Genomic DNA, 12,360 nt, shown 5'->3' on the forward strand with positions numbered 1-12,360 from the left:
CTTAGGAATTACACTGGCACTTCGACCCGCGGAGACCGCTCCGACAGCAGACTATTTTCTGAACTCGCATCGTGGTGTTACCCCCTTGATACCCGAAGTAGAGCGCCGTCGGAAGGAGGAACGCGGCGTACACGCCCCCGAAGACGACGGCAATCTGTGCAGGATGGTCGGCAGGGACAACCACCCACCCGAGGACGACCAGTACAACGAGTACGAGTCCTTGCCGAATCGCCTGTTGCCATCCGCGGTGCTGTGAGGGGGTCGTGCGCTCGGTGTCGCGTGAACGCCACCCGTCGGTCGACACTTCGTCGAGTCGGAAATACTCGGGGACCACGTTCTATGCAGTCCTACGAGTGTCATCCCCTTGGGTGCGCGTTTGGAATGTCCCAACGAATTCTGGCGTTCCCCCTCTTCCCCGGCGACTCGACCGGGAGTGGGATTACCCGGTGGTCTTCGAGTGAATCGGGACGCTCGCCAGACCGACCGCCTTCGACTCGGTCGAAACCGTCAGTTTCCCGTGCCACTCGTCGTCGTCGCGGGTGACGTGAAGCGAAACCGGTTTCGACGCGCCACGTCGTCGGTAGAGGTCGAGAATGACCGGCAGGACCGGCAGGCGACCCTCTCGTTCCGAGAGCGCGTACCCGCCGAAGGTGATGTCTATCGACTTCGTGCCGTCTTCGGAATTCGGCGACCACTGCGAGCAGGTGTACGAACCGACGAGTCCGAGTCGTTGCATCTCGTCTAACGTCGCCTCGACGGACCCGTTCGACTCGGGTCGCGAGGGGAGTCGCGCTGCGGCGCGGGAGAGAACCTCGGCCTGTTCGGACGACTCCAGTCGGAAGTGAAGCTCAGTCGCCATGCTTTCGAGCAGGCGCAAACAGAGTTCGTCCGGACTCGACGTGGTCTCTGCGAGGTCGAAGTACGCGTCCATGACTGCCGTCTCGACGACGCTGTGGCCGGTGTCGCTGAGCGCTTCGAACACCGAGGCGGCGACGCGGTGACAGAACTCGATGCGTTCTGTCCGGTGGTTCTCCTGGGTTTCGCTGCCGAACAGTGCGGTGTCCGATTGCTGCTTGTCGATGGCGTGCTGCCAGTTGCTGGTCCGACTCGATACGAGCCGTGCGTCGTCGCTGTGTGCCACAATCAGGTCGTAGTACGGAAGCCGCGGGTCGTACCGTCTGAGGGCGGACCGATACTGCGATGCGGCCCGTACGGCGTTTTCGGCGGTCGTCCGGTCTGCGAAGGCGAGGCCGTTCGTCGGCACCGGTTGTTCACCTGTCCGTCCGCAGACGATGACGTAGGTGCCGTCGTCGGTGGCGAGTGCTTCGATGTGGTTCCGAATTTCAACGAGTGTCGTTCCAAACATTGGGTGGTGTGTCGTGGTGCGCTGTGTCTGTCTTCGCTACACGGTGCCGGTGACGATGTCCGCGACGCGGGTGCGGTCGAACAACTGCTCTTCTTCGGGAATCTCCGGGTACGGCTCACCCGGTGTGTACCCCGGCCACTCACCGAATTGCTCCGGATAGAGCTGTTTCGCCGTCAGTTCGAGTTGGAACAGGTTCGCAATCGGTCCCTGGAACCGGACGCCACCAGCGAAAAAGCGGTCGTTCTGAATCGCCGAGAGTTGGCTTCCGACCGGGTGGTTTGCGACGCGCTCGCGGATGTCGTCGATGTAGTATCCCGGCGACATCCCCCAGAGGTGCAGGATAACGTCAGGGTCGGTCTCCAACATCGTCTCGTAGTCGAACATTCCCCACGTGCTGTCCCATTCTACGTCGGCGAACGCGTCAGTTGCACCCAGTGGACGTGTATCGGCGTGCCAGAATCCCGGTGCGTTCAGTTTGTAGGCGTAGAACGTGTCGTCGATGAGCGTCACGCGGGCCGCCGTCGGGCGCTCCGATTCGGGCGGCAGCAACGATTGGATGTCGCTCACGAGGTTGTCGTACACGGCCCGGAGCGCCTCGTAACGTTCCTGTTCTTGATACACTGCGGCGACTTTCTCGAACAGCTCCCACAGTGAGTAGTACTGGTAGTCGTCGGCGTATGCCGAGACGGGTTGGTCCTGCAGTCCGCTGTGGTAGTTGCCGAACCACGGGCCGACCTGCTCGGTGATTTCGGCCACGTCGTCGGCGTCCCACCCGTCCTGCGTCTTGACGACGTACGAGGGGTCGATGAAGTGGACGTCGCTGTCGAGTTCGTACAGCATCTCCTTGTCGACGCCGTTCGAAAGCGGGTCTGGAAGCCCCTCCCAGTCCAGCGAAACACCGTCTAACCGGCTGTAGAAGGTGTCAAGCGATGGCCCGGCGAAGTCGGGCGCGTAGAGCGACTGGACTGTCTCTGCTTTGCCCAGCGCTACGGCCATATCCGCGTAGTGAGAGAACACGACCATCGCCTGCTCCGGCGGCGCGTCGAATTCGACATCTCCGACCGGCGACATCGACACGGTGTACCCGGACTCGGAGTCCGCCGTTGTCTGGGTCGCATCGCCGCTGTGTTCGTTCGCTGTCGAGGAGTCCGCTTTGGAGGGCATCGCGGTCGACGACTCGGTGTCACCGCTCGCCGTACAACCGGCGAGGAGGCCGCTGCCGACGACACCTGCGTACGTCAAATAGTCGCGACGCGTGGGACCGCGCTCGCCTGCCGTCTCTCTCTGCATACCATTTAGGCTAGCCTAAAACAATTTACCTCCTTCGGTTTTTAGGCCAGCCAAAACCTAGGTGGCGGCTTCCCATTTTGGGCCTCAGAGGAGGCCGAAGAACGGGAGGTCGACGCTCGTCCGAGCGTTCGCAAAAATCTAACCGTCGGGGCGAAACGACTCACCAGTTGGTCATGAGCGTTGCTTCGATACGCTGTAATCTGTCGCTAATCGTTCCCGGTGTAACCCCGAACTCATCGGCGAGTGACTCGTGTGTCGTTCGACGCGGTACCTCGTAGTACCCGGCGCGAACCGCCGCATCGAGTAACTCTCGCTGTGCTTCGGTGAGCAGCGAACGCCTCTCGGAACGCGGACCGGCGTACTCGCCCGTGCGAACGAGTTCGACCCGAACTGACTCGGGAAGGTTGCTGGTCACCTCACCGAGCGCATCGGTCGTGCCGATGACGGTCGTTCGAATCCCGTGTTTGCCGGGGTAGTCGATGAATTCGACCGGCCACGTCAACACGACTCTGTGGTCGAAGACGACATCGAGCAACGCGTCCATCAGCGGTGCCGACTCGTAGTGGACGTACGTGTGTCCCGTGCCCTCCGAAACATCGAACGCCAGAACTGCCTCCGTCTGCGAGAGCACTTCTCGAACCCTGTCGGTCGGCCCCTGAAACCGGGCGAGTTCGACGTACGTCCCGTCCCCGACCGGGTTGATGTAGTCGGTTGCTTCGATTCGAATGTCCGGTGCTGTCGTGACAGCGTCATCCAGTGGGTGCAGTTGGCTGTCCTCCCACGAAATGTCGAGCGTTGCGTACCTCATGTGAGTGTGACGTGCCGTTCTGTTCACGGCCGATATTTGAATGGTTCTAGGATACTGGAAGTCAGGTAGAGTGGCGCACGCGGGTGAGGTTCACTCGAAATGCAACCAGTTACGACACCGAGTCTCGCTCGTGACGCCGGTTTCCAGTCGTGTATCGGATGGTGGGGTCGTCGATGACCGGCGACGTTCGATACGGGAACGACATGCGCGTTCTCATCGTCGGTGGAGGAATCGCCGGACTGACGCTCGGAGCACTCCTCGAACAGCGAGGGTTCTCCCCGCACATCGTCGAAAAGACCGTCGACTACGGTGGACTCGGATACACGCTCGCGCTGTGGCCCGCCGGTTCGAACATCCTGAAGGGACTCGGGATGTATGGGGGCCTTCTCGGGAACGCAGACCAGTTGCGGACGTACACGCTTCTGAGCGACCGCGGCAAGCAACTCCATAGCTACCACATGTCGGACCTCGCTGCCGACTACGGGCCGACGTATCTCATCTGGCGGCCGGACCTCGTCGACGTTCTCCAGCGGTCCGTCAGCGACGAGGCTCTCCGAATGGGTACGTCCGTCACCGCCATCGAACAGGGCGAGGGCTCGGCCAGCGTGACGTTCACCGACGGGACGACCGGGACGTACGACCTCGTCGTCGGAGCCGACGGTATCCACTCCCGCGTGCGAGAACTGGTCTTCGGTGACGTTCCGTTGACGTACCACGGGATGACCGGGTGGGCCTTCTGGGTCGACCCGTCGCTGGCGACCCCGGGAGAAGCAATAGAGCACTGGGGCGACGGACGATTCGTCGGTCTCTACCCAACTGACGACAAGCTGGCGTGTTTCATGGCTGTAACCGCACCCGAGGGGTCTCCCGACCCGGTCGACCAGCGACTCGACCGAATCAGGGAGTGTTTCGGGGGGATGGGTGGTCTCGTTCCGGACGTACTCAACGAGATGGACGACCCGGAGGAGATGTGGCACGACGATTTCTACGACCTTCAGATGGACGAGTGGGTCAGAGACCGCGTCGTCCTGATTGGCGACGCCGGACACGCGATACTTCCCACCGCTGGCGTGGGTGCGTCGATGGCGATGGAGTCCGCCACAGTTCTCGCTGACGAACTCACCCGAACGGATTCGGCGTATCTCGAACAGGGACTCGAACACTACGTCGCCCGCCGTCGCGACCGAGTCGATACTGTCCAGAAGAAATCGCGCCAACTCGGGTCGGTTGCGCTCGTAGACAACTCGCTGCTCGCCAGTCTCCGCGACCAGAGCGTGAAGTTCTATTCGCAAACTCGCATGGAGAAGTACTACGAGGACTTCCTGTCGTCAGAAATCTAACCGCGGTGGGAGGTCACCACGAGACATCCCCTTTTTCGTACCTCGTTTCCCAGTCTCGAATCATCGCTCTGGCATCGTACTCCACGCCGTTGGTGTCGCCGTATCTGGCGTCTTCGTCGTACTCCTCGTCGGGCGACCTGAGAATGAAGTGGTGGTCGCAGTAGTCGTCTCCCGACCCGATTGAATGCTCGCGTTCGAAGTACAACTCGGGAGTGTGAGTGTCGAAGTGGATGTGGTCGCAGTAACAGACCATAGAGGCTGCCCGGTGGAGCCCGTACGCTTGCAAGACTTCGACGTAGCCGCACCTGTCGAATCTGTACTTGACCTCCCGGCCGTCGTCCGAAACCTGTTCTGTCCACTCGAAGGCGTCCCCCGTTCCGAGGTACGTGCCCATGTCCCGTCGCACGGCGTCGATACTCTCTACTTCGGGATGTGAAGTGAACGTCTTACCCAGATACGGGAGCGTTACCGGAGCGACAGCCTTCGTCATGAGTCGTTGGGTTCGCTCCGCTTCGAGATGCGTTCGTAACCGTTCGTACAGACAGATGAAGGGCGTCAAATCGTCGAATATCCGCTTGAACGCCCGTTCCATGTCCGCGTCACGAAAGTCGAACTGGTCCGGGTTCCACTCGGGTGCATCGAGAACTGGGTCGAGCAAGAACGCTTGTGCGAGAAGCGCCGTGGCTTTCGCAGCCCCGACTTCGTCGCCGACGAGTCGGTGAATCGTCAGGAGCGTATCGAGAGTCACGACCGACTCCATCGGTTCTCCCTCGGTGTCTAGTTTCTCCGCTTCGTGGAACGCTTTCGTGAGTTGTTCTCTCGGCGTTGGCTCGGCGTCTTGCTCGGACATGTCTAGTTGTGCCTACGGGCCAGCACGAACTATCGCTGGTTTCTAGCACTCTAGAATAATTTATAAAAAGCCAATCCGGGACGTTACAGACGCTCGACGAACGTATCGAACGCCCCGCTCTCCGCGTGGACGTGGCAGTAGGTGCCGAGCGTCTGGTACTCCACTAACCCGTCTGAGCTGTCCTGAATCCCGCTTCCTCTGACCACGTCGAACGCGAGTCGCGCGTCTGAATCGACATCGGCACTGGAGTAGTGGAATTCGTGGCCGCGGAGGCGACCACCCTGACCTGCGGTGAGCGTGTCAGTCTTCGCACGGAGTTCCACGTGGTCGAGCGCCTGATAGCGGTCGCACATCGTCACGGACGCCGGGAGGACACCGGCCATCTCGTACGTTCCGTCGTCTGTCGTCAGCGACTCGGTGAGCGCCATCAATCCGCCGCACTCCCCGAACACCGGGAGGCCGTCGGCGGCACGGGCGGCGATATCGTCCAGTGCGGGACTCTGCGCAAGTTCGGGGCCGTGGAGTTCCGGGTAGCCGCCGGGGAGGTAGACGCCGTCGCAGTCCGGAAGCGGGTCGCCCGCGACGGGCGAGAACGTCACCACGTCCGCCCGCTCTCGGAGGCGTTCGACGCTCGCGGGATAGGCAAAGCAAAACGCTTCGTCGCGGGCGAGTGCGACGCGTGAGTCGGTCTTTTCGGGCGGCTCCACAGACGGCGGCCGGGGAGGCGCTCGCGCGGCACCGACTAACCGCTCGGGCCGCAGGGATTCGGCAGCCTCCGACAGCGCATCCTCGTCCAGTGCCGACTCGTCTCCCATATGAAGCCCCAGATGCCGGTCCGGAATTTCGAGATTCGACCGCGGTGGAATTCGACCGAAGTAGTCGATACCCGGCGGGAGCGCGTCTTTGATACCGTTTTCGTGGCGGCCGCCGTGGGCTCGTTGGGCGACGATTCCGGCAACGTCGATGTCGCGCCCGGCGTGGTCGGCGTATTCGCGGAAGCCATGGGCAGTGGCCGCGACGCTCTCCATGCCTGCTTTGGCATCGACCACCAGCACGACTGGGATGTCGAGGGCTTCGGCGACCATCGCGGTGCTCGAACCGTCGCCGTCGTACAGTCCCATTACGCCCTCGACGACGCAGATGTCCCCCTCGCCGCGGTAGTAGTTCCGGCGCACGCCCGCCTCGCCTTCGAGCCACAGGTCGAGCGTTCGAGACGGCCGCCCAGCGACCTGCTCGTGGTGGCTCGGGTCGATGAAGTCGGGACCAGCCTTCGCGGGTTGGACGCTGTATCCTTCGTTCTGGAGCGCCTTCACGATAGCCAGCGTCGCGACTGTCTTTCCGACGCCGGAACTCGTGCCACCGAGGACGAACCCCTTCATTCTCGGTCTTCCTCTGCAATAGGCGCTCGAACTGCAAGTACGGACAGGTCTGAGTACGGCGTCGATTCGGGACCGCTGCCGCCCGCGGACTCGCTCAGTTCGCCGAGTGTGGTTCGCGTGATGTGTTCGTCCTCGTGGGTCAATCGTTCGAGGACGAGCGCCTCCAGTGACTCGTCAGCACCGGAGTCGAGCAGGAATTCGGCGATATCGCCCGGCATCCAGTCGAACGGCCGCGGGAGGACAAGCAGGTGTCGTTCGCCGACAACTTCGGCCAGTCGGTCGAGGTCGGCGTCCAGCGACCCGCTCTTGTGGAGCGTGACGAACCGCGTATCCTCCATCGGCGTTCGCGACCGACTCGCGGCGATTTGCAGCGAGGAGATACCCGGAATCGCCTTTACGGGTCGCTCGACGACCTGTTGTACCTTTCCGAGGAACTGGTAGCCCGAGTGGTTCGGGTCGCCCATCAGCACCGCGGTTCCGCGCTCACCGGCCGCAACGCGCTCGGCGAACTCGTTCAGGGCCTCCGCTTCGTCGGCGTACCCGCAGGTGAGCAGGTCCGCGTCGGTCTCGTCGGCGACGAAATCGACGACCGTCTGGAAGCCGACGACGACATCCGCCTCTTTGATAGCCCGCAGGCCACGCGGCGTCAGATACTCCAGATTCCCGGGACCGATGCCGACGCCGTAGACCGGATTGTCGGCCTCGTCGATGTTTGGCTCCGGTTCGGCGGCCGCGAACGTCGCCGGGTCCGGCCCCGAATCGAGGTCGTACGGGTCGTCCTCACTCATGCGCCGACAGGTCCACGTCGCCGTCGCGGGCGTCGCTTGCGACGTGAATCAGTTCGTTCGTGAGCGCCGCCGCGAGGCCGCTTCCACCTCGCTTTCCGACGTTCGTCACAGCAGGGATGTCGTACTCGTCGGCAATCTCACGGATACGCTTGCGACTCTCCTCGGCTTTGACGAAGCCGACGGGCGTGGCGACGATGGCTGCTGGTCGGGTTCCGTTTTCAATGCAGTCGGCGAGCGCCAGTGCGCCGGTTGGGGCGTTGCCGACGACTGCGATTGCGCCTTCGTAGACTCCCTGCTTGTCGAGTTCGAGGACCGAGGCTGCGGTGCGTGTCATTCCGGTTTCGGCGGCGAGTTCGGCCCCGTTGCCGATTGCCTTCTGGACCGGGCAGTCGTGGCCGCGACCGGTGATTCCGGCTTTCACCATCGTGATATCCGTCACGATTGGCTGTTCGTCGAGAACGGCCCGCGCGCCAGCGACGACCGGGTTGTTCTGACAGCGAATGAGGTGCTGGAACTCGATGTCACCGGTCGAGTGGACCGCCTTCTGTCGAAGTCGGTCGTTCAGCGTCTCGTCGGGGACGAACGTCCGGACGATGTCCATGCTCGTCTCCGCGATATCCATCGCTTCCTGCGTCGTTGCACCGAGGTCCGCGTAGTCTTCCTTTTCAGTCATTGGTCTGGGTCACCGCGTTGGTCGTGTTCGCTTCGAGGTCGCCCTCGACGGAGAGGTTGATGTCCTGCAACTGTTCTTTCACGTCGCCGGAGGCGTCCCACAGGCCGCGGTCGATGGCCTCGATGAACGTCTCGGTGATGCTTTCGAGCGCCCACGGGTTCACGTCGCGCATCCACTCCTGTCTGTCCTCGTCGAAGGCGTAGGCTTCGGCGAGGCTCTCCCAGAGCGTGTCGCTGACGACGCCGGTCGTCGCGTCCCATCCGAGCGCGACATCGACCGTCGTCGAGAGGTCTCCGGCACCTTTGTAGCCGTGTTCTTCCATGCTGTCGAGCCAATCGGGGTTGAGGACGCGCGCCCGCATCGTCTTGCGGACCTTCTCCTCATTGGTGTAGATTTGCGGGTTGTCCGGGTCGCTAGAGTCGCCGACGTAGGATGCCGGGTCGCTGCCGGAAATCTCGCCGACAGCGGAGACGAATCCGCCGTGGAAGGCGTACCAGTCCGACGAGTCAAACTCGTCTTGCTCGGCGGTGTCTTCGATTTTCACCGTCGCTTCGACCCCACTCAGGCGTCGTTCGAACGCCTCGTGGGCTTCGGTCACGCGGCCGCGACTCCCGAGGGCGTAGCCGCCCCACTGGACGTACACGTCCGCGAGGTCGCTTCTGTCGTCCCAGTTGCCTTCGTCGACCGCCTTGTTCGTCCCCGCGCCGTATCCGCCGGGCGTCGTCGTAAAGACGCGATGCTTGGCGAGTTTCTCGGCCTCACTGGCGTCGAAGCCGTCGTCTTCTAACTCCTCGGCTTCCTCCTCGACGTGCTTCTTGACGTAGTTCATCTCGTGCGGTTCGTCGAGTTCGACGACAGCGTCCACGGCGTCGTTGATGACGCTCGCGGCCTGCGGGAACGCGTCGCGGAACAGTCCCGAGACGCGGGTCGTCACGTCGATTCGCGGGCGGCCGAGTTCGTCGAGTGGAATCGGCTCCACGTCGTCGATGCGGCCTGCGTCGGTCCACACCGGTTCGACGCCCATGAACGCGAGCACCTGTGCGATAGTCTCGCCACGGGTTCGAACCGTGGGCGTCCCCCACGCGACGACGCCGAACTCTTCTGGGTACTCGTCGTGGTCGTCGTGGTGGCGTTCGAGAACGCCTTCAGCGACGCGCTTGCCCACGTCCCACGCCGGTTTGGCGGGCACCTTGCGGGGGTCGAGCGTGTAGAAGTTCCGGCCCGTCGGGAGCAGGTCCACGCCGCCGCGGGTCGGCGCGCCACTGCCACCCGGTCGGACGTATTCGCCGTCGAGCGCGTTCGCAGTCTGCGGAATCTCGTCTTCTGCGGCGGCGATTCGCGGGGCGGCCTCCTCGCAGATGAACGCCAGCACCTCGCGGAGGTCGTCGTGCGCGCCGCGCTTCGCTCGCGCGTCGCCGAGTTGGTCGATATCGACCACGAGCAGGTTCATGTTCACCTCGTCGTCGGGGTCGGCTTCGACCTCCGATTCGGGCACGTCGAAGTCGTGTTCGGCGAGAGTTCCGACCAGTTCGACACACTGGTCGTAGACGTGGTCTGCCGCCTCGGAGAGGTACATCCCGAGGTCCTCGTCGTAGGTTCCCGGTTCGTCTCGCATCCGGTCGTAGTCGACACCCATGACGCCCGCGACGCTCGCTCGGAGGCTCGGCGTGTCGGCGTTCGGCAGTCGCGTGAGGGCGACGAGGTACTCCACGAGGCGGTCGTCCGCCGGTGGTTCGCTCATCGTGTGCAGCCCCAGTCGAATCTGCGTCGTCTTCACGTCGGTCAGGTACTCGTGGATGCGCTCGACGAGGTCGTCGAAGTCGACGCTCTCGGAGTCGGAATCTGCGTTCTCGGTCGCTGCGCCGATATCGTCGGCGTCCTCGAATCCGAGTTCGACCGCGAGGTCCAGTTCCTCGACCGCCTCCACGACGAGTTCGCGGAGGTGGTCGCCGCGGTCGGGTCGTGCCTCGTCCATCCCCGCCTCGCGGTACTCGCGGGCGAGTTCTTCGAGGTCGGCGAGGTCGTCGTAGGTTCCCGCGGTTCGCATGACGGGCGTCAGGTAATCGACGATAGCCGCGTAGGACCGGCGCTTGGCTTGCGTCCCCTCGCCGGGGTTGTTGATAATGTACGGGTAGACGTTCGGCAGGTCGCCGACCAACTGGTCCGGCGCGCTCTCGCCGTTCAGACCGACCGTCTTGCCGGGCAGCCATTCGAGACTGCCGTGGGTGCCGAGGTGGACGACGGCGTCGGCATCGAACTCGTTTCGCAGCCAGCCATAGAACGCGAGGTAGTCGTGGGGTGGCTGCAGGTCAGAATCGTGGTACACCTTCGAGGGGTCCATCCCGAAGCCACGCGGCGGCTGGACGGTCACGAGGACGTTCTCGAACTCGACGCCCGGAATCGCAAAGGGTCGCTCCGGCGGCTCACCCCACTCTTCGACGAGATTCTCTTGGAAGCGCTCGTCGGTTGCTTCGAACCACTCGCCGTACTGGCCGGGCGAGACGACATCGACGCTCAAGTCCCGAACGTCCTCGGGCGCGACCCAGCGGTCGTCCAGCGTCAGTTGCGACGTGAGGGTGTCGATGAGCGACTGTCCATCGTTCGGCACGTCGCCCACAGAGTAGCCGCGGTCTCGCAGTTCGGACAGCAGGTTGACCGTGCTCGCCGGGCTGTCCATCCCGAAGGCCGTGCCGATGCCGTCGTCACTCGGCGGGTAGTTGTGGAGGACGACGGCGACGTTCTTCTCGTCGTTCGGCAGGTGGCGAAGCGTCGCCCAGTTGACTGCGAGTCGGGCGACGTGGTCCACACGGTCCTCGATGGGGAAGTGCTGTTTCGGCGCGCTGCCGACGCCCGCCTCGTCTTCCATTCGTTCTTTCCCGCTAATCGGGTGGGTGATGACGTTCCCGTCGAACTCCGGCAGGGCGACCGACAGCGCAAGTTCGAAGCCCATCACGCCAGTGTCGCTGGCTTCGTACCGCGAGCGCGACCGCATCGTCGTCATCGCCTGCAGGACCGGCACGCCGAGTTCCGTGAGGAACACGTCTTCGGCGCTGTCGCCTTCGTCGGACGCACTTCGTCCGCGCTCGCTCATCGACAGCGAGAACATGAACGAACTGACGACCGCATCGACGAGTGGGCCGTCGTCGTCTGAGAACCAGTTTTTCGCGACCCATTCGGCGTTCTCCTGACCCTCTTCGTCGGTTGCGGGATTACAGAACGCCGGAAGGACGTTTGCGCCGAGCGACTCCAGTCGTTCGACCATCGCGTCAACGTACCGGGTGTTCGCGTGCGTCCAGTGAGACTCGTAGAACCAGAGACCAATCGTCGGCTTGTCGTCGTCGTGGGTGTCGAGTAGTTCCTCGTACTCGATGCCGGGGTAGTCCGGGTGGTAGACGCCCTCGGTCGGTAGTTCGACCGGGTCGTCGGGTGTCGCGTCGAAGTCGTCGTACTCGGTGGCGAGGAACCGACAGAGGTTCTCGATGTTCACCACGCCGCCGCGTTCGAGGTATTCGTACGCTCGGTCGCGGTCGCCCTCGGCGACGCTGGTATCCCGGAGGGCGAAAGCGTCGCCAGTCGATTTGACGACGAGCGGGACGCCCGCGTCGGCCAGTCGCTCGACGGCGTGGTCGTAGCCGGGCATGCTGTCTTCGGACCCGTGCAACCAGAGCACGACTGCCGTCGCCGACTCAACTTCGTCCACGAACGCGTCGACCTCAGCCACGTCGTCGAGGTCGCTCGAAGACCGGACGACGAGGTCGATTCCGTCGAGTCGTTGCGCGGCTTGCTGGACCGCACCCAACTCGTTTTCGGTCGCCGTGTACAAGCCGATTGTTGGCATTCTTAGTAAAGCATTATTGCCCTACTAC

General features: G+C 63.2%; 10 protein-coding genes. 1 reads left to right on the forward strand and 9 read right to left on the reverse strand.

Annotated elements, in window-relative coordinates:
* Position 1 precedes the first annotated feature (1 nt).
* From ACH9L7_RS13835 to ACH9L7_RS13850, 4 genes are all read right to left on the reverse strand, one after another.
* Positions 2-334, reverse strand: coding sequence for a hypothetical protein (locus ACH9L7_RS13835; protein WP_396611274.1), 333 nt, complete (start codon positions 332-334; stop codon positions 2-4).
* A gap of 105 nt (positions 335-439) precedes the next feature.
* A complete protein-coding gene (locus ACH9L7_RS13840) occupies positions 440-1,366 on the reverse strand; it encodes a hypothetical protein (protein ID WP_396611275.1) in 927 nt (308 codons plus the stop codon).
* A 36-nt stretch (positions 1,367-1,402) separates the two neighbouring features.
* Positions 1,403-2,656 (reverse strand): ABC transporter substrate-binding protein, encoded by a 1,254-nt coding sequence (locus ACH9L7_RS13845; RefSeq protein WP_396611276.1) that lies wholly within the window; start codon positions 2,654-2,656, stop codon positions 1,403-1,405.
* Between the two features lie 160 nt (positions 2,657-2,816).
* Entirely contained in the window at positions 2,817-3,464 is a 648-nt protein-coding gene (locus ACH9L7_RS13850) for a helix-turn-helix domain-containing protein (protein ID WP_396611277.1), read from the reverse strand.
* Positions 3,465-3,637: 173 nt separating this feature from the next.
* Here ACH9L7_RS13850 and ACH9L7_RS13855 point away from each other — a divergent pair, with 173 nt between their 5' ends.
* Positions 3,638-4,804: an FAD-dependent monooxygenase gene (locus ACH9L7_RS13855; RefSeq protein WP_396611278.1), complete on the forward strand. Its 1,167-nt coding sequence runs from the start codon at positions 3,638-3,640 to the stop codon at positions 4,802-4,804.
* A gap of 13 nt (positions 4,805-4,817) precedes the next feature.
* Here ACH9L7_RS13855 and ACH9L7_RS13860 read toward each other — a convergent pair whose 3' ends face one another.
* The 5 genes from ACH9L7_RS13860 to cobN form a co-directional block, all read right to left on the reverse strand.
* The gene (locus tag ACH9L7_RS13860) at positions 4,818-5,654 is read right to left on the reverse strand and encodes an L-2-amino-thiazoline-4-carboxylic acid hydrolase (RefSeq protein WP_396611279.1); all 837 of its coding nucleotides are present in this window, start codon (positions 5,652-5,654) and stop codon (positions 4,818-4,820) included.
* 83 nt (positions 5,655-5,737) lie between these two features.
* Positions 5,738-7,033, reverse strand: a complete 1,296-nt coding sequence (locus tag ACH9L7_RS13865) for a cobyrinic acid a,c-diamide synthase (protein ID WP_396611280.1) — start codon at positions 7,031-7,033, stop codon at positions 5,738-5,740.
* Complete coding sequence (locus ACH9L7_RS13870; RefSeq protein ID WP_396611281.1) at positions 7,030-7,821, reverse strand: cobalt-precorrin-7 (C(5))-methyltransferase; 792 nt, start codon at positions 7,819-7,821, stop codon at positions 7,030-7,032. The genes ACH9L7_RS13865 and ACH9L7_RS13870 overlap by 4 nt, the downstream gene beginning before the upstream one ends.
* A complete protein-coding gene (locus tag ACH9L7_RS13875) occupies positions 7,814-8,494 on the reverse strand; it encodes a precorrin-8X methylmutase (protein ID WP_396611282.1) in 681 nt (226 codons plus the stop codon). The genes ACH9L7_RS13870 and ACH9L7_RS13875 overlap by 8 nt, the downstream gene beginning before the upstream one ends.
* Complete coding sequence (cobN, locus tag ACH9L7_RS13880; RefSeq protein WP_396611283.1) at positions 8,487-12,332, reverse strand: cobaltochelatase subunit CobN; 3,846 nt, start codon at positions 12,330-12,332, stop codon at positions 8,487-8,489. The genes ACH9L7_RS13875 and cobN overlap by 8 nt, the downstream gene beginning before the upstream one ends.
* Between the last annotated feature and the right edge of the window lie 28 nt (positions 12,333-12,360).

This window comes from Haloferax sp. S1W, from assembly GCF_044593955.1.
In the GTDB taxonomy this organism is placed as follows: domain Archaea; phylum Halobacteriota; class Halobacteria; order Halobacteriales; family Haloferacaceae; genus Haloferax.